Source organism: Microbacterium sp., from assembly GCF_039812165.1.
Classification (GTDB): domain Bacteria; phylum Actinomycetota; class Actinomycetes; order Actinomycetales; family Microbacteriaceae; genus Microbacterium.
On record NZ_JBDIAB010000031.1, the window covers coordinates 1 to 21719 of the forward strand.

20 protein-coding genes and 2 pseudogenes are annotated in these 21719 nt (G+C 71.6%); 7 read left to right on the top strand and 15 right to left on the bottom strand.

Annotation, left to right across the window (positions count from 1 at the left end; translation table 11 throughout):
• Window positions 1-283 (bottom strand): annotated as a pseudogene (locus WML84_RS04525) (hypothetical protein); the annotation flags it as partial.
• 230 nt (window positions 284-513) lie between these two features.
• On the opposite strand from WML84_RS04525, the gene WML84_RS04530 reads away from it, so the two are divergent.
• Entirely contained in the window at window positions 514-1419 is a 906-nt protein-coding gene (locus WML84_RS04530; RefSeq protein WP_347344951.1) for an aldose 1-epimerase family protein, read from the top strand.
• A 199-nt stretch (window positions 1420-1618) separates the two neighbouring features.
• Window positions 1619-2239 (top strand): annotated as a pseudogene (locus WML84_RS04535) (DUF998 domain-containing protein); the annotation flags it as partial.
• A 169-nt stretch (window positions 2240-2408) separates the two neighbouring features.
• On the opposite strand, the gene WML84_RS04540 reads toward WML84_RS04535, so the two are convergent.
• From WML84_RS04540 to WML84_RS04555, 4 genes are all read right to left on the bottom strand, one after another.
• Window positions 2409-5594 (bottom strand): efflux RND transporter permease subunit, encoded by a 3186-nt coding sequence (locus WML84_RS04540; RefSeq protein ID WP_347344952.1) that lies wholly within the window; start codon window positions 5592-5594, stop codon window positions 2409-2411.
• A gap of 98 nt (window positions 5595-5692) precedes the next feature.
• Window positions 5693-6079 (bottom strand): CrcB family protein, encoded by a 387-nt coding sequence (locus tag WML84_RS04545; RefSeq protein WP_347344953.1) that lies wholly within the window; start codon window positions 6077-6079, stop codon window positions 5693-5695.
• A complete protein-coding gene (locus WML84_RS04550; RefSeq protein ID WP_347344954.1) occupies window positions 6076-6504 on the bottom strand; it encodes a CrcB family protein in 429 nt (142 codons plus the stop codon). The genes WML84_RS04545 and WML84_RS04550 overlap by 4 nt, the downstream gene beginning before the upstream one ends.
• A gap of 75 nt (window positions 6505-6579) precedes the next feature.
• Window positions 6580-7194: a TetR/AcrR family transcriptional regulator gene (locus WML84_RS04555; protein ID WP_347344955.1), complete on the bottom strand. Its 615-nt coding sequence runs from the start codon at window positions 7192-7194 to the stop codon at window positions 6580-6582.
• A gap of 430 nt (window positions 7195-7624) precedes the next feature.
• Between WML84_RS04555 and WML84_RS04560 the strand changes: the two genes are divergently transcribed.
• The gene (locus WML84_RS04560) at window positions 7625-8458 is read left to right on the top strand and encodes a DUF4097 family beta strand repeat-containing protein (RefSeq protein ID WP_347344956.1); all 834 of its coding nucleotides are present in this window, start codon (window positions 7625-7627) and stop codon (window positions 8456-8458) included.
• Window positions 8459-8460: 2 nt separating this feature from the next.
• Window positions 8461-9069 carry a PadR family transcriptional regulator gene (locus WML84_RS04565; RefSeq protein WP_347344957.1) on the top strand — a complete coding sequence of 203 codons (609 nt, stop codon included), beginning with the start codon at window positions 8461-8463 and terminating at the stop codon, window positions 9067-9069.
• Between the two features lie 121 nt (window positions 9070-9190).
• On the opposite strand, the gene WML84_RS04570 is transcribed toward WML84_RS04565, so the two are convergent.
• On the bottom strand, window positions 9191-9709 hold the full coding sequence (locus WML84_RS04570; RefSeq protein WP_347344958.1) for a universal stress protein: 519 nt from the start codon (window positions 9707-9709) through the stop codon (window positions 9191-9193).
• A 152-nt stretch (window positions 9710-9861) separates the two neighbouring features.
• On the opposite strand from WML84_RS04570, the gene WML84_RS04575 reads away from it, so the two are divergent.
• Window positions 9862-10044 carry a DUF3073 domain-containing protein gene (locus WML84_RS04575; RefSeq protein ID WP_347344959.1) on the top strand — a complete coding sequence of 61 codons (183 nt, stop codon included), beginning with the start codon at window positions 9862-9864 and terminating at the stop codon, window positions 10042-10044.
• A gap of 80 nt (window positions 10045-10124) precedes the next feature.
• Here the strand turns inward: WML84_RS04575 and WML84_RS04580 are convergent, their stop codons facing one another.
• The 7 genes from WML84_RS04580 to purM all read right to left on the bottom strand — a co-directional run bounded on the left by WML84_RS04580 (window position 10125) and on the right by purM (window position 18627).
• The gene (locus tag WML84_RS04580) at window positions 10125-11315 is read right to left on the bottom strand and encodes a bifunctional 2-methylcitrate synthase/citrate synthase (RefSeq protein WP_347344960.1); all 1191 of its coding nucleotides are present in this window, start codon (window positions 11313-11315) and stop codon (window positions 10125-10127) included.
• Between the two features lie 73 nt (window positions 11316-11388).
• A complete protein-coding gene (gene prpB, locus WML84_RS04585; protein WP_347344961.1) occupies window positions 11389-12291 on the bottom strand; it encodes a methylisocitrate lyase in 903 nt (300 codons plus the stop codon).
• Window positions 12292-12397: 106 nt separating this feature from the next.
• The gene (locus tag WML84_RS04590) at window positions 12398-13924 is read right to left on the bottom strand and encodes an MmgE/PrpD family protein (protein ID WP_347344962.1); all 1527 of its coding nucleotides are present in this window, start codon (window positions 13922-13924) and stop codon (window positions 12398-12400) included.
• On the bottom strand, window positions 13921-14616 hold the full coding sequence (locus WML84_RS04595; RefSeq protein WP_347344963.1) for a GntR family transcriptional regulator: 696 nt from the start codon (window positions 14614-14616) through the stop codon (window positions 13921-13923). Before WML84_RS04595 ends, WML84_RS04590 begins: the two co-directional genes overlap by 4 nt.
• Before the next feature lie 105 nt (window positions 14617-14721).
• Window positions 14722-15957 carry an MFS transporter gene (locus tag WML84_RS04600; RefSeq protein WP_347344964.1) on the bottom strand — a complete coding sequence of 412 codons (1236 nt, stop codon included), beginning with the start codon at window positions 15955-15957 and terminating at the stop codon, window positions 14722-14724.
• An 84-nt stretch (window positions 15958-16041) separates the two neighbouring features.
• Window positions 16042-17502: an amidophosphoribosyltransferase gene (purF, locus tag WML84_RS04605; RefSeq protein ID WP_347344965.1), complete on the bottom strand. Its 1461-nt coding sequence runs from the start codon at window positions 17500-17502 to the stop codon at window positions 16042-16044.
• Between the two features lie 6 nt (window positions 17503-17508).
• Entirely contained in the window at window positions 17509-18627 is a 1119-nt protein-coding gene (gene purM, locus WML84_RS04610) for a phosphoribosylformylglycinamidine cyclo-ligase (protein WP_347344966.1), read from the bottom strand.
• 99 nt (window positions 18628-18726) lie between these two features.
• Between purM and WML84_RS04615 the strand changes: the two genes are divergently transcribed.
• Window positions 18727-19335 (top strand): zinc-binding alcohol dehydrogenase, encoded by a 609-nt coding sequence (locus WML84_RS04615; protein ID WP_347344967.1) that lies wholly within the window; start codon window positions 18727-18729, stop codon window positions 19333-19335.
• Window positions 19336-19502: 167 nt separating this feature from the next.
• Here the strand turns inward: WML84_RS04615 and WML84_RS04620 are convergent, their stop codons facing one another.
• Both WML84_RS04620 and WML84_RS04625 read right to left on the bottom strand, forming a co-directional pair.
• Window positions 19503-19802 (bottom strand): potassium transporter Trk, encoded by a 300-nt coding sequence (locus WML84_RS04620; protein WP_347344968.1) that lies wholly within the window; start codon window positions 19800-19802, stop codon window positions 19503-19505.
• A gap of 42 nt (window positions 19803-19844) precedes the next feature.
• Window positions 19845-20213, bottom strand: coding sequence for a sterol carrier family protein (locus tag WML84_RS04625; RefSeq protein ID WP_347344969.1), 369 nt, complete (start codon window positions 20211-20213; stop codon window positions 19845-19847).
• 231 nt (window positions 20214-20444) lie between these two features.
• On the opposite strand from WML84_RS04625, the gene WML84_RS04630 reads away from it, so the two are divergent.
• A partial coding sequence (locus tag WML84_RS04630) for a DEAD/DEAH box helicase (RefSeq protein ID WP_347344970.1) occupies window positions 20445-21719 on the top strand: 1275 nt, incomplete at its 3' end.

Here is a 21719-nt window from a genome sequence, read left to right on the forward strand (position 1 = left end):
CGCGCTCGGCAAGGCCCGCGCCGCCGGCCCGGTCGCCGCGCGCGTGCGTGCGGATGCCGCGGGCCTCGTCGCGACCCGCCCTCTCCTGCGCGGTCCAGCGCTTCTTCTTCGCCGGGGCACCGGCGGGGCCGGCTTCGGCCTCGGGCCGGTAGCCGCGGTGCTTCGGGCTCTTGGAGCCCGTCTTGCCCGACGAGGACTCGCCGGGGCGGTGCTTTCGGGCGCTCGCGTAGCGCGGGTCGAAGTCGTGGGCGCGGCCGCCGGCCGGCTTCTTGCTCTTGGGCATGGGTCGTCCTTCTGGGTTCTCTCGCACGAGAACAGCGCTCGCCCCTGGCGAGCAGACCCGGACTGTCGTCGGCCGGGGGCCATTCATGTGATGGTCATGGGCGTCGATCGACGCACACCATCGGCCCTCAGACTCACAAACCCACCCGTACACACGGTGTCACGAGCCGACCGCACGAGCTTAGCGAACGTCACTGGGAGAACGCCGGTCACGGACGCTACCTTCGAGGCATGGCACCCGATCCCACCGGCATCCGCTTCCGCATCGCCGCCGACGACGTCCACGCCGAGATCACGCAGGTCGGCGCCGCCCTGCGCGCGCTGACCGTCGACGGAGTCGACCTCGTCCCCTCCTACCCCGACACGTCGCCCACGCCGGCGGCGTCGGGGATCGTGCTGCTCCCGTGGCCCAACCGCGTCGCCGGCGGCCGCTGGACCCATGACGGCGTCACCCGCCAGCTGGCGATCAGCGAGCCCGCGTATGGCAACGCGTCGCACGGGCTGCTGCGCTTCATGCCCTACCAGCCGGTCGCCGAGGAGCCGCACCGCGTCGTCCTCGCCGCGACCGTGTTCCCGCAGACCGGCTATCCGTTCCTCCTCGACAGCACGGTCGCCTACGAGGTCGGCCCGCGCGGCCTCACCGTGACCCACGAGGTGGTCAACCGGGGCACGGATGCCGCGCCCTTCGCCCTCGGCACGCACCCGTACGTCCAGCTCGGCGGCGTCCCGACCGCCGAGCTGACGATCCGGCTCGACGCGCAGACGCGCTTCGAGGTGGACGAGCGGCTCATCCCGACCGCCCAGACGCCCGTGGATGCCGCGACCGACCTGCGCGCGCCGCGACGGCTCGGCGACCTGTCGCTCGACACCGCGTTCGGCGACCTGGCCCGCGACGACGACGGCCGGGTCCGCACGACGCTCACGGCCCCGGACGGGCGGTCGGTCTCGCTATGGCAGGGACCGGGGTTCGACTACGTGCAGGTCTTCACGACCGACCGCTATCCCGGCCAGGAGCTCGCGGTCGCGATCGAGCCGATGACGGCTCCCGCGAACGCGTTCAACTCCGGGCAGGACCTGCGGATTCTCGCGCCCGGCGAGCGCTGGGCCGGTCAGTGGGGCATCGAATACGCGCCGTGATCGTGTGAGCCTGCCGGCCTGATCGGGTGAGACTGCGTTTCCCCACCATTTGGGGGACACGCGCTCAGGCGAGCCGGATACGATTGGGGGCGAGTGGTCCCGACCACTCGGGCTGGGGAGTCTTTTTCGCCCCGGCGGCGTCGAACCATCCGGGGAGGGATGTGGTTCGGCGACGCCACTTTTCGATCTGTGAGCCACGATGTCCGCAATCGCCGTCTTCGCGCCGCCGACCGTGATCTCACGGCTGCGCGCTGTCGATCCTCTTCGTCATGAGCGCCTCCGTGCCGAGCACCTGTCCACCGCCGCCACGACCGTCCTCGCGGTCGGGGTCGCCATCTCCATCCTGACCACGTCCGACAAGGACTGGTGGCGACTGCACTTCAGCAAGCTCGGCACCTACCCCGACCTGTCCGGTCACGTCTTCAACCTCACCATCATCGTCGCGGGGGTGCTGTTCAGCTGCTTCGCGATCCGCACGCGGCTCGAGCTGCTGGCCATCGCCGACCCGGCCCACCGCCGACGATGCGACGTGTTCACGCTCGGCGTCGGCTCGCTCGGCGTGCATCTGAGCGCCGTGGGCCTGGTGCCCCTGAACACGAACGAGTTCCTGCACGATCGCGCCGCCAGCGGCGCGATGCTCTCTTTCATCGTGATGCTCGGCCTCGCGGTGCGCGCACGACGGGCGCTCTCCGCGCGCCTGCGGGTCGTGACGCTGGCGGTCATCGTGGTGCTCTCCGCCGCCATCGTCGTGTTCGCCGCGGGGCTCATCAACCTCGCCGGGTTCGAGCTGATCGGGTTCACGCTCATCGGGCTGTGGACGGCGGTCTTCTCCCGCGGACTGCGCCTGCGCCTCCTGCGCCACGAGTCCGAGCGCACGGCGACCGCCGACGAGTCCGTGCGCCCGGCGGGGCGCTTCTCGCCGCTGCCGTGCGCCGGCGCGCCGACGTCGCACACCGAGTGGACGGTCGCGGCTCGTCAGACGGACGAGATCATCGCGGATGATGCAGGCTGCGGCGAGGATGCAGGTCCGGGTCGTCATGTGCGGCCGACGCTGCACCGTCCGCCGGTGCGTCCGATGCGGTCGCGGCCGCCGCGGGCCCCGTCCGGCGCGCACGGCGCTCGCGTGCTCCCTCGACCAGGTTGTAGAGGGTCGGCAGCACCAGCAGCGTCAGCACCGTCGAGGAGATGAGCCCGCCGATCACGACGATCGCGAGCGGCTGCGAGATGAAGCCGCCGTGCCCGGTGATGCCGAGCGCCATGGGCGTGAGCGCGAAGATCGTCGCGAGCGCCGTCATGAGGATCGGACGGAGTCGCCGCGAGCCGCCCGCGACCGTCGCGTCGTGGGCCGACAGCCCCTTCTCGCGGTACTGGTTCACGAGGTCGACGAGCACGATCGCGTTGGTCACGACGATGCCGATCAGCATGAGCACGCCGATGAGCGATGCCACGCCCAGCGGCACCCCGGTCACGATCTGCAGCAGGATGGCGCCGGTCGCCGCGAACGGCACCGACACGAGCAGCAGGAGCGGCTGACGCAGCGACTTGAACGTCGCCACCATCACGATGTAGACGATGAGGATCGCCGCGAGCATCGCGAGCCCGAGCTGGCCGAACGCGTCCTGCTGCTGCGACACGACGCCGCCGAGCTCGGCGTCCGCCGCCTTCGGCAGGTCGGCGTCGAGCAGCGCCCGCGTGACGGTCGCCGACGCGGTCGAGAGGTCGTCGCCGGCGGGGGTGACCGTCACGGTCGCGGTGCGCTGCCCGCGCTGCGCCGTGATCGACGTGGGTCCCTGGCTCTCGGCGACGGTCGCCACCTGCTGCAGCGGGATGGGGCCGGTCGCCGACGGCACGGTGAGCACGCGCAGCTCGTCGAGCGTCGCGGGCGTCTGCGAGGCCGCGAGGTAGACGGTGAGCGCGGTGTCGTCGATCTCGACCGAGCCGATGCGCTGCGGCTGCATGGTGTTCGACACGAGCGCGCCGACCGCGACCTCCGACAGGCCGAGCGCCGCCGCCTTGGCCCGGTCGACCGTGACGGCGATGTACGGGAGGGATGCCGCGAGGTTCGAGGTCACCTGGCTGATGCCCTCCTGTCCGTCGACGGCGGCGACGACGGCGTCCGTCGCCGCCTGCAGCGTCGACTGGTCGGGGGCGGTGACGTCGATCTCGATGTCGCTGGAGCCGAAGCCGCCGCCGGCGGCGATCGTGAGCTCGCCGACGTCGTCGAGGTCGGCGACCGCGTGCTGCACCGCCTCGCGCACGGCGAGCTGATCGGCATCCGGGTCGGTCGTGATCGAATAGGTGACGCCGCCGCCTCCGCCGGTGAACGCGTCGCGCAGCGCCGAGCCCGACGAGCCGATCGAGACCTGCACGGTCTGCACGCCGTCGACGTCGGCGATGGCCTCCTCGACCTTCTGGGCCGCGGCGTCCTCCTCGTCGAGCGAGCTCGCCGCCCCCAGCGTCTGGGTCATCGTGAAGGTGTTCTGCCCCGAGTCGCCGAGGAAGTTCGTCTTCATGAAGGGCGCCGCCGCCACCGTGCCGCCCAGCACGAGCACGGCCAGCAGCAGCGTGATCCACGAGTGCGAGAGCGTCCAGTGCAGGATCGGCAGGTAGTAGCGCTGCAGGCGCGACGGCGGGGCGTCCGGGCTCTCCGGGTCGATCTGGCGGCCGCCGTCGTCGAGCACGGGGGCGCCGGGCCGCAGGAACCAGTACGCCAGCACCGGCACGATCGTGAGGGCCACCAGCAGCGACGCCGACATCGCGAGGGTGACCGTGAGGGCGAAGGGGCGGAACAGCTCGCCGGTCATGTCCCCCACGAACGCGATCGGCAGGAACACCGCGACGGTCGTGATCGTCGACGCCGTGATGGCGGCGGCCACCTCGCGCACGGCGCGGACGATCGAGCGGAGCTTGTCGGCGTCGCCGACGTAGTGGCGCTTGATGTTCTCGATCACGACGATCGAGTCGTCGACGACGCGGCCGATCGCGATCGTCAGCGCGCCGAGCGTGAGGATGTTGAGCGAGTAGCCGAACGCCTGGATGCCGACGAAGGTCATCAGCACGCTGGTCGGGATCGAGATCGCCGTGACCAGCGTCGAGCGCACCGACAGCAGGAAGACGAGGATCACGAGCACCGCGAAGACGAGGCCGAGGAGGCCCTCCTGCGCGAGCGACTCGATGGACTGCTGGATGTACGGCGCCTGGTCGAACACGACGGTGAACTCGGCGCCCCCGCCGACCGCGCGCTCGAGGTCGGGCAGCACGGCCAGGACGCCGCGCGACACGTCCACCGTGTTGGCGGCGGGCAGCTTCGTGACGGCGATCGTGAGCGCCGGCTTGCCGTCGACGCGCGAGATCGTCTGCACCGGGTCCTGCTCCTGCACGACCGTCGCGACGTCGGCGATCGTGACCGCGCCGGCCCGGAACTGCTCGGCGTTCGCCGGCACGAGCGGAAGCGCGGAGAGCTCCTCGATCGAGGCGATCTTCGCGCCGGTCTGCACGGTGAGGGTCTGGCCGTCCTCGGTGATCTGGCCGCCGGGGAACAACGCGCCGTTGCGGTCGAGCGCGTCGCGGATGGCCTGCTGCGTGTAGCCGGCGGCGGCGAGCGCGGCCGCGTCGGGCGTGATCGTGACGCGCTGGCCGCGCCCGCCGACCACCTGCGCGGCGTTGACGCCGGCCACGTCCTGCAGATCGGGCACGACGGTCGACTCCAGCCGGGCCTGGATCGACTGCTCGTCGTCGAAGCCGGTCACCGCGAGCTGGATGACCGGGAAGTCGTCGATCGAGAAGCTGAGCACGTTCGGCTCGAGCCCCTCGGGCAGCTGGCTCTTGATGCGGTTGATGCCCTGCAGGATCTTCTGCTCGGCGGTCGCGAGGTCGGTGCCGTATGTGAACGAGGCCTGCACGATCGACGCGTTGGTGGTGCTCGTGGAGCTCGTGGACTCCAGGCCCGGCACGCCCTGGATCGCGGTCTCGATCGGCCCGGAGACGTCGTTGCTGACGACCTCGGGCGAGGCGCCCGGGTAGGTCGTGACGATCGACAGCTGCGGGAACTCGATCGACGGGATGAGCTCCTGCTTGAGGCTCGTGAGGGCGATTCCGCCGAAGATCGCCGCGACGACCGTGATGAGGGCGATGAGCGCGCGGTTCCGCAGGCTCAGGACGGCGAGGTTCGACACGGAGGGCCTTTGCGGACGAGAGGACGGGCGACGGGACGAAGCCGATACACGGATGTATCGGCTCAGTATCGCACGCGTTCCCGCCGCCGCCGGCGCCGTCAGCGCGGCACGAGCGCGCCCAGCCCGACGCCCGCCGCGGCGGCGACGACGGCGGCCGCGAGGGTGACCAGCAGGTTCACCCAGGCCCAGTCGCGCCGCCGGCGCTGCGCGAGGAGCACGGTCTCGACCATGACCGTGCTGAACGTCGTGTAGCCGCCGAGGACGCCCACGCCGAGGATCGACATCCAGGCGGGTGCGACGACGCTTCCGAGTCCGGTCACGAGTCCCAGCAGGAACGAGCCGGTGACGTTGACGATGAGGATGCCGGCGGGAAAGGCATCGCCCCTCCCGCGCTGCACGAACGCGTCGACGACGTAGCGAGCCCCCGCTCCCAGGCCCCCGCCGACGACCATCGCCGCGACCTCGCCCGGGCCCAGCGCGCTCATTCGGCGTCTCCGAGGGGCTCGATCTCGCCGGGCACGTCGGCGATGCGGCGCCCGACCAGCAGTCCCGCTGCCGCGGCCAGGACGCCGCCGAACAGCGACACGACCATGAGCGCGAGCCCCACGACCGGCGCGGCGGTGAAGGTCGACACCGCCTGCACCGCGAACGCGCTGTAGGTGGTGAAGCCGCCCATCACGCCGGTGCCGAGCAGCACCCGCCAGCGCGCATGCCGGTCGTCGAGCCAGCCCACGATCACGCCGAGGAGGAGCGAGCCCAGCAGGTTGATCGCGAGCGTCACCGCCGGCACGACGAGCGGATGCGTGCCGTCGAGCGGCACGATCAGCGCGGCGCGCGCGGCGACGCCGACCGCGCCGCCGAGGACGACCAGGCCCAGCGACACCGGGGAGAACCACCGTGCGGATGCCACGGCCACACGGTACTCTCGTGCGCCGGGACGGAGGCGGGACACGGCCGTGGCGGCCGGCATCCGGCGTCGATCGGATCAGGTGAGCGACGAGAACAGGCCCGCGCAGTCGCGTCGCAGGCGGTCGATCGCCCCGGGATCGCCGCGGAGGAACCGGATCAGCGCGTTCTGGAAGAGCCCGTCGACCAGCGCGTACGCGACGTCGGGCTCGAGGATCGGCGGGCGGCCGGTGAGCTCGGAGTGGCGCTGCACGATCGCCCACACCATCTGCTCGAGGAGCGCGTCGATGCGCACGATGGTGTCGCGGAAGCCGTCCTCGAACAGCGACTGGTTGCGCAGGTCGTACCAGAGGCGGTGCAGCGACGCGTCGTCGCGCAACGTGGCGGCCATCGCGTCGGCGACGCGCTCGACGAGCTCGGTGGCGTCGCCGGACGTCACGACGATCTCGTCGTACCGGCGCGCGCACTCTGACTTGTTCAGCCAGACCGCCTCGGCGATGAGATCGTCCTTGTCCTGGAAGTAGTAGTGCAGCGAGCCGTGCGAGAGCGCGGAGTGGTGCGCGATCTCGCGCAGGCCCGTGTTCGCGAAGCCGCGCTCGGCGATCGTCGCCAGAGCGGCCTCGGCGAGCATCCTGCGGCGAGACGCGAACTTGTCCGCTCGCGTCCTGGTCGTCCGTGCGGTCAGCGTCCCCATGCTGCACCTCCGTCGGCTCGTGCTGGCCCCGATCATACGCCGACGAAAGCCCGAGCAGGCACGTTTCTCGGACAGTCGTCCAAAAAAATCTTGACGGATGTCCAGAGACCTGGTGAACTGTCGTTAACCAGAGATCTCGTCGGACCCCAGACCGCCGAGACGACTTGCCGTGGGGGCGATCCGGGACTCCCCTTAACCCGGGTCGCTTCGGGGGAAACGGATGCGGTCGGCGTCCCCAGCGCCGCCCGCAGCTGAACACGGATACGCGAAGAGCGGATGCCGTTTCAGCATCCGCTCTTCGTCATGTCGGGCTGCAGTCCGACGTCCGCACGGATGCGCAGCGCACGACTGGTCCGCGATTCACGATATATCGTGTTATGCTTCCCGTAACGCGATATAGCGCGATCCATCCGCGAACCAGGAGCATCCCATGACCCTCGAGAAGTGGCTCATCCACCCCGGTGAGACCCGCGTCATCGACCTCGACGACGTCCGCAAACTCAAGATCGGCCTCGTCGGCGGCCAGATCGACGTCGTCGGGCACGACGAGCCGGGCGTGCGCATCGAGGTGCACGCCGTCACCGTCAAGGACCTCCGCATCGAGGTCTCCGGCGACGTGGTCGAGATCGACCACCCGCAGCTGCGCTGGGACAACTTCCTCGAGGTGTTCCGCAACTTCGGCGCGGGCGGCCCCAAGGCCGAGATCAGCGTCGCCGTGCCCCGCGACATCGCCCTGACCCTCGGAGTCGTCAACGCGAGCGCGCTCGTGTCGGGCCTGGCGTCCGAAGCGCGGCTCAACACGGTCTCGGGCGACATCATCGTCGACGGGCTCACCGGCGATCTGTCCGTCAACGCCGTCTCGGGCGAGGTGCAGGTGCGCGGGCTCGTGGGGGCGCTCAGCGCCAACTCGGTCTCGGGCGACATCGCCGCCACCGGCACGATCCGCAAGGCCACCGTCGACACGGTCTCGGGCGCGATGCTCGTCGACTCGGCCGGCCCCGTCCACGGTGTGAGCCTCAACACGGTGAGCGGCAACGCGACCGTGCGCATCGACGAGGGCCTGCCCGCCAACTACGTGCTGCGCAGCGTCAGCGGCCGCGTCCTGGTCGACGGCGTCGTCCGCTCGGGCCAGGGCACCGGCCCCACGACCAACTACACCGGCTCGGCGGGCGAGCTCAGCGGCACGTTCGTCGACGTGCGCGTCAACTCGGTCTCCGGCGACATCACCGTGCTGCGCCGCCCCGAGCCCGAAGAGGAGTGGTGACGATGGCCCCGGTCTTCTCCCACGGCGACCTGCGCCTGTACCTGCTGAACCTCCTCGACGAGGGGCCGCGGCATGGCTACGACCTCATGCAGGCGCTGTCCGACCGCACCGGCGGCACCTACACCCCGAGTGCCGGCACGGTGTACCCGCGCCTGGCGAAGCTCGAGGAGGAGGGCCTGGTCACCAAGACCGTCGACGGGCGCAAGACCGTCTACGCGATCACGGATGCCGGCCGCGCCGAGGTCCGCGCGCGCGCCGACGACCTCCAGGGCATCGAGGCCGACCTGGCCGACAGTGTGCGGCTCATCGCCGACGAGGTGCGCGGCAGCGTGCGCGACGCGATGCGGAGCCTGCGGGCCGACCTCGCCGCGGCCGCGCAGGCCGAGCGCGCGTCGGCGCGGAGCACCCCCGCCGAGGACGACGTCCGCGTCGCCTCGCGAGAGCAGCTGCAGCGGGCCGACGAGGCCCTCACGACGTTCCGCAGCGAGGTGCGGGCCGACCTGCGCGGTCACGTCGCCCGCGGCGGCGAGCTCGAGGCATCCGTCGTCGACGCCCTCGTCGCCGCGCTCGACAGCGCCGGCCGCGACGTCACGCGGGCCCTGCGCCGCTGAGGCCCGGGCGCGCACGTGCGCGCCCATCTCCCCCGAGTCACTGCCCAACCGGCCACTCACTGCGCAGCGGCGCAGTGAGTCGGTCCCCGAGGAGTGACTCGGGGAAGCGAGGCGAGCGCGCTCAGGACTCGGGCCAGAGCTCCTCGTCGTCCGACGCGGGCTCGCCCAGCGGCACGACGAGGATCGGGCGCTGCTGGCGGTGCGCGAGCCGCGCCGCCACCGAGCCGGTGAAGAACTCGCGGATCGACTCGCCGAGGCCCCGCTTGCGGGTGCCGACGACGATCAGCCGGGCGTCGCTCTTGTCGGCCGCGTGCTTGATCGCCAGCGCGGGGTCGCCGACGAGCTGATGCACGCTCCAGTCGACCCCCGATCCGGCGAGGACGGCGGAGGCGTCCGCGTGCACGAGGGCGAGCTCCGACTCGGCCGCGGCGGCGCCGAGGTCGACCGGCGTCGAGCCCACGTACCCGTCCGGGTCCTCGTAGGTGACGAACCGCATGACGTCGACGTGCAGCACCACCAGCGGAGCCTGGAACAGCTTCGCGTAGCGGGCGCCCTCGCGCAGCAGCCGCGGCGACTGCCCGGGCACGACGCCGACGATGACGCCCTTGTGCGGAATGTTCGCGGCCGCGTCCGTGTCCATGGACTGCTCCTTCGCGTTGCTGCGGCCCGGCGCGACCGGCGCCGGCCCGGGGGCTCCGTGGTAATCTGAATGCTACTCTTCCCGGCCCAGAGCCGGTTCGTCATTGCGACGGGCAAGCTGCAGCCCGTGATTCAGAATCGAGGGGGTCTCGCATGGGGCGCGGCCGTCAGAAGGCAAAGCACACGAAGATCGCGCGGGAGTTGAAGTCCTACAGCCCGAGCGTGAACTACGCTGCGCTCGAACGCGAGCTCGGTCACCACGACGACGACGAGTACGTCGACAAGTGGGCCGACCAGTACGCCGACGAAGACGAGGACGAGCTCGAGAAGGCCTAGCGCTTCGGTGAGGCACGCGGGCGCCCCCGGCGCCGCGCGCAGGCGAGGGCGTCGCGCGGTCGCGGGAGCTTCGCGGAGCGCTACTCGGCGGCCTCCTCGACGCGTTCCTGCACGTCCACGGCCGCGGTGTCGGGCACGTAGCCGGCGACGTGCCGCTCGTCGGGACCGTTGTACGCCGACAGCGGGCGGATGAGCGCGTTCGACGCCTGCTGCTCGATGATGTGCGCGGTCCAGCCGGTGATGCGGGCGGCGATGAACAGCGGCGTGAAGGTCAGGGTGTCGAACCCGATCAGGTTGTAGGCGGGGCCCGACGGGTAGTCGAGGTTCGGGTAGATGCCCTTGCGCGCGACGAACTCGCTCTCGAGCGCGTCGTAGAGCGCGGCGACGTCGGGACGGTCGTAGTGCGCGACGAGGGTGTCGAGCGCGGCCTTCATCGTCGGCACGCGCGAGTCGCCGCGCTTGTACACGCGGTGCCCGAAGCCCATGATCTTGCGCTTCGAGGCAAGCGCGGCGTCGAGCCACGGCACGACGTTCGAGGCCGAGCCGATCTCGTCGAAGATGTGCAGCACGGCCTCGTTCGCGCCTCCGTGCAGCGGGCCCTTCAGCGCGCCGATCGCCCCGACGACCGCCGAGTACAGGTCGCTCAGGGTCGAGGTGACGACGCGCGCCGTGAACGTCGAGGCGTTGAACGAGTGCTCGGCGTACAGGATCATCGAGCGGTTGAACGCGTCGACGACGACCGGGTGGGCCTCCTCGCCGAACGTCATCCACAGGAAGTTCGCCGCGTAGTCGAGGTCGTCGCGCGGCTCGACGAGCTCGAGGCCGCGCCGCCGACGCTGACCGTAGGCGACGATCGAGGGCAGGGCGGCGAAGAGCAGGATGCTCCGCTGCAGGTTCTCCTGGGGCGTGCCGACGGCGTCCAGCACCGAGCCCGAGCCCGCGAGGTCGCGCGCACCGAGCAGGCTGACCGCCGTGCGCACCTCGTCCATGGGGTGCGCGTCGAGCGGGACCAGGTCGATCGCGGCGCGGACGTCGGCGTCGAGCGCGCGGTGCACCCGCTCCGCCGCACGGAGCTCCGCGAGCTGCTCGTCGGTGGGCAGCTCGCCGTTCCACAGCAGGTAGGCGACGGCCTCGAACGACTGCGTCGCCGCGAGCTCCTGCACGGGGTAGCCGCGGTACAGCAGCGAGTTGGTCTCGGGGTTGACCTTGCTGACCGCCGTGTAGTCGACGACGACGCCGGCGAGGCCCTTCTTGATGTCGGGATCGGTCATGCTCTGTCCTCTCTCACGACCCGTTCCGCCGTCGCGATCCGCGGCGTCGAGCAGCGGGTCGCGGCAGCCGGGGTCACTGTCGGGTGATCTGGAAGTCGAAGACGTTCGCGTCGAACCGGTTGTAGCCCTCGTAGTCGATGAGGTCGTACAGATCGGCCCGGTGCTGCATCTCGCCGAGCTTCGACGTGAGGTGCCCCTCCTCCGTGAGTGTATCGAGGGCTCGGGATGCCGCGCCCATCGCGATCCGCAGCAGCGAGACGGGCCAGATCACGATGTTCACGCCGACGTCGCGCAGCCGGTCGACCGAGAACAGGTCGCTCTTGCCGAACTCGGTCATGTTGGCGAGGATCGGCACGTCGAGCGCGGCGCGCATCGCCTCGAACTCGGCGAGGGTGCGCATCGCCTCCGGGAAGATCGCATCGGCGCCGGCGTCCACGAGCCCCTTGGCGCGGTCGATCGCGGCATCCAGCCCCTCGACGGCGCGGATGTCGGTGCGCGCCATGACGAGGAAGTCGGGGTCGCGGCGCGCGTCGACCGCGGCACGGATGCGCTTGATCGCGGTGTCGGCGTCGACGACCGACTTGCCGTCGAGGTGGCCGCAGCGCTTCGGGTTGACCTGGTCCTCGATGTGGCAGCCGGCCACGCCCGCGTCCTCGAGCGTCTGGATCGTACGGGCGACGTTCATGGGCTCGCCGAAGCCGGTGTCGGCGTCGATGAGGGCGGGCAGGTCGGTCATGCGCGCGATCTGCTGCCCACGGCCGGCGACCTCGGTGAGCGTCGTGAGGCCGATGTCGGGCAGGCCCAGGTCGGCCGACAGCACGGCGCCCGAGATGTAGACACCCTCGAAGCCCTTGCGCTCGATGAGCCGCGCCGACAGCGGGTTGAAGGCGCCCGGGAACCGCAGCAGCTCGCCGGATGCCAGCCGCTCCCGGAGCAGACGCCGCTTCTCGGCGGCCGACACGTTCGAGTACAGCATCAGACCAGCTCCCCACGGACTTCGCAGGATCGCGCGTACTTCGCAGCATTCGCGCGAATCCCTGCGAACTTCGCGCGATTCTGCGAACTCGGCGTGGCGGCGCGCATCAGAACAGCCCCTTCGGCGCCGGCGCGCCGGCCAGCACGCCCGGCTTCGCGACGATCGTGAGCTGCCGCACCTCGTCGGCGGTCAGCTCGGGCAGACGCTGGGCGAGCTCGAGGAACCGCTCGATCTCCTCCGGCGTCAGCACGGGCTCGGCGAGGATCCGGAACTTGCGGATGTAGTCCTCGCGCGCGAACGGGCGGGCGCCGAGCGGATGCGCGTCGGCGACGGCGATCTCGTCGACGATCGTCGACCCGTCGGTCAGCCGGATCTCGACGCGGCCGCCGAACGCCTTCTCGGCCGGGTCGTCGGAATGGTAGCGACGCGTCCACTCCGCATCCTCGGCCGTCGTGACCTTGTGCCACAGCTCGACCGTGTCGGGACGGGCCGCACGCTCCGGCAGGTACGAGTCCACGTGATGCCAGCCGCCGTCCTGCAGCGCGACCGCGAAGATGTACGGGATCGAGTGGTCGAGCGTCTCGCGGGATGCCGTCGGGTCGTACTTCTGCGGGTCGTTCGCGCCCGAGCCGATCACGTAGTGCGTGTGATGGCTCGTGTGCAGCACGATCGCGTCGACGTTCGCGGGGTCGGCGAGCGCGGGATGCGAGCCGTGCAGCTTGCGGGCGAGGTCGATCCACGCCTGGGCCTGATACTCGGCGGAGTGCTCCTTCGTGTACGAGTCGAGGATGCCGCGCTTGGCCTCGCCGGGCGCCGGGAGCGGCACGTCGTACGAGGCGTCCGGCCCGTCCAGCATCCAGGCGACGACGCCGTCCTCGCCCTCGTAGATGGGCGACGGCGAGGTCTCGCCGCGCATCGCACGGTCGACGGCCTCGACGGCCATCTTGCCCGCGAACGCCGGCGCGTGCGCCTTCCACGTCGAGATCTCGCCCTTGCGCGACTGGCGCGTCGCGGTCGTCGTGTGCAGGGCCTGGCCGACGGCCTGGTAGATCGTCGCGGTGTCGAGCCCGAGGAGCGTGCCGATGCCGGCCGCGGCGGACGGGCCGAGGTGGGCGACGTGGTCGATCTTGTGCTTGTGCAGGCAGATCGCGCGCACGAGGTCGATCTGGATCTCGTAGCCGGTCGCGATGCCGCGGACCAGCGCGCGGCCGTCGGCGCCGACGTGCTGGGCGACCGCGACGATCGGCGGGATGTTGTCGCCCGGGTGCGAGTAGTCGGCGGCGAGGAACGTGTCGTGGTAGTCGAGCTCGCGCACCGCGACGCCGTTCGCCCACGCCGCCCACTCCGGGCTCGTGCGGCGCTCGAGCGCGCAGCCGAACACGGTCGCGCCCTGACCGCCGGCCGAGACGGCGTGGTCGAGCGCCTGCTGGCGCGCGGCGCTCACCGGCGCGCGGGTGAGGGACGCCGCAGCCACCGCCGCGTTGTCGATGATCCGGTTCACGATCATGTCGACGACCTCGGCATCCACCTCGACGGGGTCGGTCGCGACCTCGGCGATGCGCCAGGCCAGCTGCCCCTCGCGCGCGAGGGGCTCGTCGCTGCGGTGGACGCGGAGGTGATGCGTGACGGTCATGCTGCTCCTTGATGGGTCAGTGTCGCGAGGTCGGCCCGTGCGGCCGGATCGCCCGCCGCCTCGGCGGCGTCGAGCGAGCGGAGGATGCTGGCGAGCGCGTTGTGGAGGTGCACGTGCGTCGCGTGCGCGGCGAGGTCGGCGTCGCCCGCGGCGATCGCGGCGGCGATGAGGCGGTGCTCGGCGGCCGATGCCTCGAGCCGCTCGGGGTTGTCGCGCGCGAGACGTCGGACGCGGACCAGATGCGTGCGGACGTTCCCGAGCGCCGCCGTCAGGTAGTCGTTCTCGACCGCCGCGTCGAGGGCTTCGTCGAACCGCGCGATGAGGCGGTAGTACGCGTCGAGCGCCTCGCCGCCGGCGAGGTGCGCCTCGCCGAACTCGTCGGCGAGCGCGGCGAAGACGGCGCCGTCCGCACGGGCTGCGGCGAGTCGCGCCGCCGCCTCCTCCAGGGCACGACGGATCTCGAAGAGCGCACGGATGTCGTCGCGGTCGACGTCGGTGACCACGGTGACCCGGGGGGACTGCTGCGCGACCAGGCCGTCTGCGACGAGCCGGCCGAGCGCCTCGCGCAGCGGGGTGCGGCTCACGCCGAGCCGAGCGGCCTGCTCGACCTCCACCAGCACGGCACCGGCGGGGAGCGCGCCGGACTGGATCTCGTTCCGCAGCGTGCGGTACGCGTGCTCACCGGCTCGCATGGTCCCCCCCTTCGGGCGTCCCCGATAGTGTATACACTAAGCACGGATTTTGCCCAATCTTTGGCGCATCAGGCGCTTTTCGTATACACAAGGTGCGCTTCGGTCTCAGGCCCCGTTCCACGCGCCGTGACGGCGCTCCCACTCGTCCTCGACGGTGTGCGGACGCGCCGTGACCATGCCCGCCGGGATGGCGACGAGCGCGACGACCACGAGCACGAGGAGCGGTGCGACCCAGCTCTTCGTGAGGTCGTGGAGGAGGCCCAGTCCCAGCGGGAACAGCGCCACGACGCCGTAGCCGACGCTCTGCACGAACCCGCTCAGCGCCACCGCGCCCTCGTGCGTGCGCGCTCGCAGCCCGAGGAGCACGAGCGAGAGCGGGAAGAGGGTCGCGGTCATGCCGTAGAGCAGCACCCACAGCAGCGTCGCGACGGTCGGGAACAGGATGAGCCCGCCGAGGCCGGTCGCGCCGGCGACGGCACCGATCCACACCAGCAGGCGCACCGCCTCGTAGCGGACCACGAGCACCGGGACGAGGAGCGCGATCGGCAGCGCGATGAGGGCGAACAGCGACAGCATCACCCCGGCCTCGGCGGGGGTGACGCCCGCGGCGTCGACGAGCACGACCGGCAGCCAGCCGAACGCGCTGTAGGCGAGGCTGCCCGACGAGGCGAACACGATCGTCAGCGCCCACGGCAGCGGCAGCCGCCACATCCGGCCCAGCACGCGCGCGTTCGCCTCGTCCACGTCCAGCGGCGCGGCGGCGCGCTCGCGCAGGAACATGACCGCCCACGGGATCATGGCCAGGACCGCCGACACCGCCCAGACGCCGAGCGCGAGGCGCCAGCCGGCGGCATCCGCCAACGGCACGGCGACCAGCGGCGGGATGAACGTCGACACCGCCATCGTCGTCGAGTAGACCGTCATCATGAGCCCGATGCGGTCGGGGAAGTACTTCTTCACGAGCGGCGGCAGCAGGATGTTGCCGACTCCGACGCCCGCGAACACGAGCGCGGTCGCCGCGAGCAGCGAGATCGAGTCGAACGCGAAGCCGCGGGCGAACAGGCCGAGCGCGACGCCCGTCATCGCGATGACCGCGAGCCGTTCCAGCCCGTACCTGCGCTCCATCATCGGCGTGAGGATGCCGAACACCGCGTAGCATGCGGGCGGCACCGTGCCGATCAGGCCGACGACGACCGCGGAGAGCTCGAAGTCCGCCTCGATGTGGTCGAGAAGCGGTGAGAGGGACGCCACGGCCGAGCGCAGCGAGAAGGCGAACAGCACGATGCCGATCACCGCGAGGGTGCGTCCCTGCCAGAGCGGACGCACGGAGACCTGACTCACCCGCTCAGCCTAGTTGGGAAGGGATCGGCGCTCCGCGCGGGGTGCCGACCGCCGAACGGTCCGTGTCCTCGTCCGTCCGCGGACTCAGCTCTCCTGGCTGCCCTCGACCCATGCGAGGTACTCGTCGGTGACGGTGCCGGTGACGTAGCGGCCGTCGAAGCAGCTCATGTCGAGGTCCTCGACGTCGGAGCCCTCCAGGATGGCGTCGCGGAGGTCCTCGACCTCCTGGTAGACGAGGTAGTCGCAGCCGAGCTCCTCGGCGATCTGCGGGATCGTGCGGCCGTGGGCGACGAGCTCGTGGCGCGAGGGCATGTTGATGCCGTACACGTGCGGGTAGCGCACCGGCGGCGCGGCGGACGCGAACGTGACGCTCTTGGCCCCGGCATCCCGCGCCATCTGGATGATCTCCTTGCTCGTCGTGCCGCGCACGATGGAGTCGTCGATCAGCAGGACGTTCTTGCCCTTGAACTCGCTCGACATCGCGTTGAGCTTCTGGCGCACGCTCTTCTTGCGCACCGCCTGGCCCGGCATGATGAACGTCCGGCCGACGTAGCGGTTCTTGTAGAAGCCCTCGCGGTACTCCAGGCCCAGCTTGCGGGCGACCTGCATGGCCGCCGGCCGCGACGAGTCGGGGATCGGCATGACGACGTCGATCGCGTGCCGCGGCGTGTACTTCGCGATCGTGTCGGCGAGGCGGTCGCCCAGCCGCAGCCGCGCCTCGTACACCGAGATGCCGTTCATCTCGCTGTCGGGCCGCGCGAGGTACACGTACTCGAACGAGCACGGGATGAGCTTCGGGTCCGCGGCGCACTGGCGCGAGTGCAGGTGGCCCTCGAGGTCGACGAACACCGCCTCGCCGGGCATGACGTCGCGGACGATCTCGAAGCCGCCGTTCTCGAGCACGAGCGACTCGGATGCCACGATCCACTCGTAGCGGCCGTTCTCGGCCTTGCGGGTGCCGAGGATGAGCGGGCGGATGCCGAACGGGTCGCGGAACGCGAGCAGCCCGTGCCCCGCGATGAGCGCGATCGCCGCGTAGGAGCCCTCGACCCGCTCGTGCAGGCGTGCGACCGCGGAGAAGATCTCGTCGGGACCGAGCTCGAGGCCGGTGATCGAGGCCTGCAGCTCGTTGGCGAGCACGTTGACGAGGAGCTCGGTGTCGGAGCTGGTGTTGAGGTGGCGACGGTCGCGGTGGAACAGCTCGTCGGTCAGCTCGCGCGTGTTGGTGAGGTTGCCGTTGTGCACGAGGACGATGCCGTACGGCGCGTTCACGTAGAACGGCTGGGCCTCCTCCTCGTTCGACGCCTTGCCCTTGGTGGCGTAGCGGACGTGGCCCAGCCCCGAGTTGCCGAGCAGCGACCGCATGTCGCGCGTGCGGAACGCCTCGCGCACGTAGCCGTGCGCCTTGGCCTGGTGGAGGACGCCGTTCGACTCGGCCGTCGCGATGCCCGTGGAGTCCTGGCCGCGATGCTGCAGCAGGAGCAGCGAGTCGTAGATGTCCTGGTTGACGGGCTGCTGGCCGACGATGCCGACGATTCCGCACATGAGGGGTTAGTTCGCTCCTGCTTCGCTGTAGTCGCTGACGAGCCGCACCGCTCCGCCGTCGACGCCCTTCGCCCCCTGCTCGAATGCGCCCTCCGGGCGCGCGCCGTCGCGGACCACCCCGACCTGCCATGCGGCGATGCCGTCGTGCGCGAGCGCCGTGATCGCGGCATCCGCCTTCTCGGCCGAGACGGCCGCGACGAAGCCGATGCCGAGGTTCCAGGTGCCCTCGGTGCTCTCCAGGGGATGCCCCCCGAGCTCGGCGAGGACGCGGAAGACCGGGGGCGGCGACCACGTCGAGCGGTCGACCTCGACCCACGAGCCGCGGGGGAGCACGCGTGCGAGGTTCGCCGCGATGCCGCCGCCGGTCACGTGACTGAGGGCGTGCACGTCGTCGCCGAGCTGCGCGATGAGCCGCAGCAGCGGGCTCGTGTACAGCCGCGTCGGCTCGAGCAGCACCTCGCCCCACGTCGCGCCGAAGTCGGCGGCGTGGTCGCCGTACCGGATGCCGGCGCGCTCGACGATGCGACGCACGAGCGAGAAGCCGTTGGAGTGCAGGCCGCTGGAGGCGAGCGCCAGCACGACGTCGCCGACGCGCACGCGATCGGCGCCGAGGACGCGGGACGCCTCGACGACGCCCGTGGCCGCACCGGCGACGTCGTAGTCGTCGATGCCGAGCAGTCCCGGGTGCTCGGCGGTCTCGCCGCCCACGAGCGCGGTGCCGGTCTCGGCGCAGCCGGCGGCGATTCCGCGCACGATGTCGGCGATGCGCTCGGGGAAGACCCTGCCGCACGCGATGTAGTCGGTCATGAACAGGGGCTTGGCGCCCACCACGACGATGTCGTCGACGACCATGCCGACGAGATCGAGCCCGATCGTGTCGTGCTTGTCGACGGCCTGGGCGATCGCGACCTTCGTGCCGACGCCGTCGGTGCTGGTCGCCAGCAACGGGCGCTCAAAGCTCTTGAAGGCCGTCGCGTCGAACAGGCCGGCGAACCCGCCGACTCCACCCAGCACGTCGGCACCGTGGGTGCGACGCACGGCCGACTTCATCAGTTCTACGGCGAGGTCGCCGGCAGCGGTGTCGACTCCGGCTTCGGTGTAGGGATTCGCGGGGGCTGAGGCCACCGGACCAGCCTACCCGCCCCGTCGCCGTGGTCGGTCTCGGCCCCTCGCCCGCTCCCCGGCCCGGGCCGCCCCGCGCGGTCGCCGCCTACAATGGGCGGCATGAGCGTGGGTGCGCCCGACTGGGTGGTGCGGGAGGATGCCGGCATCCCGGTTCTGATCGCGCTCTACCTGCGTCAGGTGCTCGGCATCCGCTCGCCCGACGAGCTGCCGCCGCTGCGCAGCCTGCCGCCCTCGGAGCTGCCTCGCGCCGAGGCCGAGCAGGCGGTGCTCGAACGCCAGTGGCGCGCCTTCTGGGCGATGACCGTGGAGCCGCAGGCGCATCCGTCGTCGGTGCCGCTCGAGCTCGTGGACGGCTACGACACCTACATCGCGCTGCCGTCGGAGGGCTTCGGCGAGCTGCTGCGGGCGATCCTGCCGTACGCGGAGGACGCCGTCGACTACGCGCGCGACATGCACGAGCGATACGCCGCGACCGTGCACGTCGGCACCGGCACGTCGTACCGCGCGTACGCGAGCGCGATCGCGCAGCACGAGCGCCAGGTGGGCCGGCGCGCGCACTCGTTCGAGCTCAACGTGCAGGTGCTGCCGCTCGCGCAGCGCGGCATCTGGTGGATCGGGTCGCTCACCGTCGCGGTCACCGACGGGCTGCGCGGCGACGTGGTGGCCTTCGACGCCGCGGTCGGGCCGATCATCGCCGACCTCGCGTAGCGCCGGGTCCGTGCGCGCCGGCGTCGGCGTCCCGACTCGCCCCGGCGCGGTCTCGCCCGCTCCCGCCACGCGAGTCACTGCTCCGCCGCCGGGTCACTGCGCCGCAACGCGGTGAGTCGACGCGGGCGCAGTGACTCGGTGAGAAACGGCGCCGACGCGGGATGCCGTCAGTCGGCGTCCTGGACGCGCTCGCGCTCGATGTGCACCTCGCGCGTGCGGCGTCCGACCGTGCGGTCGAGGATCAGAGCCGTCACGCCGCCGAGGGCGACGCCCGCGGGCACGCAGCCGAGCAGCAGGAAGCCGAAGATCTGCCCGGACGAGTAGACCACGCCGGTGTACGTGCTCTCGTCGCCCGCACCGCCGAACGCGAAGGTGAGGATCAGCGCGACCAGCACGCCGAGCGCCGCGCCGAGCAGCAGGAACGCCGCGAACTTGGGGCTGCGGCGCAGGCGGGCGGTCTCGACCATGTCCTCATTGTCTCACCCCGGGCGGGGCCGGGTTCCGGACGGTCAGGGGCGCAACGGCAGGAGCGCGGACAGGTCGGCGCGCGTGCCCGAGGCGAGGATGCGGCCGGCGGCGACGGCATCCGCCCACGACTCGGCACCGGTCGCGAGCGCGATCCACGTGGCGGTGTCGGTCTCGACGACGTTGGGCGGCGTGCCGCGCGTGTGCCGCGGACCCTCGAGCACCTGCACCGCGCCGAACGGCGGCACGCGCACCTCGACCGCGTTGCCCGGCGCCTTCTCCACGAGCAGCTGCAGAAGGTAGCGCACGGCCGTGGCGAGGTCGGCGCGGGCGGGGCGAGCGGATGCCGCGTCCGCCGCGCGCACGGCGGCGAGCGCCGCACGCCCCTCGTCGGTGGAGATCCTGCGGGCCATGCCTCCACGCTACCCGCGGGGTCGCGGCCGACCTCCGGCGGGAACGCACAGGGTCGACTGGTAGAGTCGGATCGTTGCAGCGCGTCACCGCGCTTCTCGCGTCGTAGAACGCTTCCCTCGCCGCCGGCCCGCTGGCCGATGTCGGCTGACATCCTTCGTACGGCGAACCCGTGCGCGCACCCGCGCGCGGGCCACCGACCCGGGCACCACCGCGTGCCCAGAGAACCTCCCATGACTGACATCTCCTTCGGCGCGCTCGGCGTGCCGGCATCCCTCGTCGACGTCCTCGCCGCCGACGGCAAGACCACCGCGTTCCCGATCCAGGTCGACACGCTCCCCGACACCCTCGCCGGGCGCGACGTGCTCGGCCGCGGCAAGACCGGCTCGGGCAAGACCCTGGCCTTCTCGATCCCGATGGTCGCGCGCCTCAAGGACGCCGCCCGCACGCGCCGAGCCGGCCGCCCGTCCGGCCTCGTCCTCGCGCCCACGCGCGAGCTCGCGACCCAGATCGACGCGGTGCTCGCCCCGCTCGCCCGCGCCTACGGCCTCACCACCACGACGATCTTCGGCGGCGTCAACCAGAACCGCCAGGTGCAGGCGCTCCGCGGCGGCGTCGACATCGTCGTCGCGTGCCCCGGTCGCCTCGAAGACCTCATGAAGCAGGGCTTCGTGACCCTCGACGCCGTCGAGATCACCGTCATCGACGAGGCCGACCACATGGCCGACCTGGGGTTCCTCCCCGGGGTCACGCGCATCCTCAACGCCACGCCGCGCGGCGGGCAGCGGCTGCTGTTCAGCGCCACTCTCGACAACGGCGTCGACAAGCTCGTCAGCCGCTTCCTGCAGAACGAGGTGCTGCACTCGGTCGACGAGGCGCACTCCCCCGTCGCGGCGATGACGCACCACGTCTTCACCCTCGCCGACACCGACGCGAAGAACGAGGTCGTGCGCACGCTCGCCTCGGGCATGGGCCGCCGCATCCTCTTCATGCGCACCAAGCACCAGGCCAAGAAGCTCGCGAAGAAGCTCACCGCGCAGGGCATCCCCGCGGTCGACCTGCACGGCAACCTGTCGCAGCCGCAGCGCGACCGCAACCTCGCCGCGTTCTCGTCGGGGCAGGCGAAGGTGCTCGTCGCGACCGACGTCGCCGCGCGCGGCGTGCACGTCGACGACGTCGAGCTCGTCGTCCACGTCGACCCGCCGGCCGAGCACAAGGCGTACCTGCACCGCTCCGGGCGCACCGCGCGCGCCGGCGCCGAGGGCTCGGTCGTGACCCTCGTGCTGCCCGGGCAGGAGCGCGACGTCAAGGACCTCCTGCGCAAGGCCGCGATCATCGCGCCGCTCGTCGCCGCGACGCCCGCGAGCGACGCCCTCGTGAAGCTCGTCGGCGAGGTCGCACCGTACGTGGCGCCGACCGCGGCTCCCGAGCCGCAGCGCGGCGGCGGCACCAGCCAGGGCGCCAACGCGCAGCGTAAGCGTGCGGCGCGCGAGGGGCGGTCGACGGAT

What these genes read in the sequence shown, in the direction of transcription:
- WML84_RS04530 (WP_347344951.1), top strand. Translation starts at nt 514, where the DNA reads ATGGCACCCGATCCCACCGGCATCCGCTTCCGCATCGCCGCCGACGAC.
- WML84_RS04545 (WP_347344953.1), bottom strand. Translation starts at nt 6,079, where the DNA reads ATGAGCGCGCTGGGCCCGGGCGAGGTCGCGGCGATGGTCGTCGGCGGG.
- WML84_RS04555 (WP_347344955.1), bottom strand. Translation starts at nt 7,194, where the DNA reads ATGGGGACGCTGACCGCACGGACGACCAGGACGCGAGCGGACAAGTTC.
- WML84_RS04560 (WP_347344956.1), top strand. Translation starts at nt 7,625, where the DNA reads ATGACCCTCGAGAAGTGGCTCATCCACCCCGGTGAGACCCGCGTCATC.
- WML84_RS04565 (WP_347344957.1), top strand. Translation starts at nt 8,461, where the DNA reads ATGGCCCCGGTCTTCTCCCACGGCGACCTGCGCCTGTACCTGCTGAAC.
- WML84_RS04570 (WP_347344958.1), bottom strand. Translation starts at nt 9,709, where the DNA reads ATGGACACGGACGCGGCCGCGAACATTCCGCACAAGGGCGTCATCGTC.
- WML84_RS04575 (WP_347344959.1), top strand. Translation starts at nt 9,862, where the DNA reads ATGGGGCGCGGCCGTCAGAAGGCAAAGCACACGAAGATCGCGCGGGAG.
- WML84_RS04580 (WP_347344960.1), bottom strand. Translation starts at nt 11,315, where the DNA reads ATGACCGATCCCGACATCAAGAAGGGCCTCGCCGGCGTCGTCGTCGAC.
- prpB (WP_347344961.1), bottom strand. Translation starts at nt 12,291, where the DNA reads ATGCTGTACTCGAACGTGTCGGCCGCCGAGAAGCGGCGTCTGCTCCGG.
- WML84_RS04590 (WP_347344962.1), bottom strand. Translation starts at nt 13,924, where the DNA reads ATGACCGTCACGCATCACCTCCGCGTCCACCGCAGCGACGAGCCCCTC.
- WML84_RS04595 (WP_347344963.1), bottom strand. Translation starts at nt 14,616, where the DNA reads ATGCGAGCCGGTGAGCACGCGTACCGCACGCTGCGGAACGAGATCCAG.
- purF (WP_347344965.1), bottom strand. Translation starts at nt 17,502, where the DNA reads ATGTGCGGAATCGTCGGCATCGTCGGCCAGCAGCCCGTCAACCAGGAC.
- WML84_RS04615 (WP_347344967.1), top strand. Translation starts at nt 18,727, where the DNA reads ATGAGCGTGGGTGCGCCCGACTGGGTGGTGCGGGAGGATGCCGGCATC.
- WML84_RS04620 (WP_347344968.1), bottom strand. Translation starts at nt 19,802, where the DNA reads ATGGTCGAGACCGCCCGCCTGCGCCGCAGCCCCAAGTTCGCGGCGTTC.
- WML84_RS04625 (WP_347344969.1), bottom strand. Translation starts at nt 20,213, where the DNA reads ATGGCCCGCAGGATCTCCACCGACGAGGGGCGTGCGGCGCTCGCCGCC.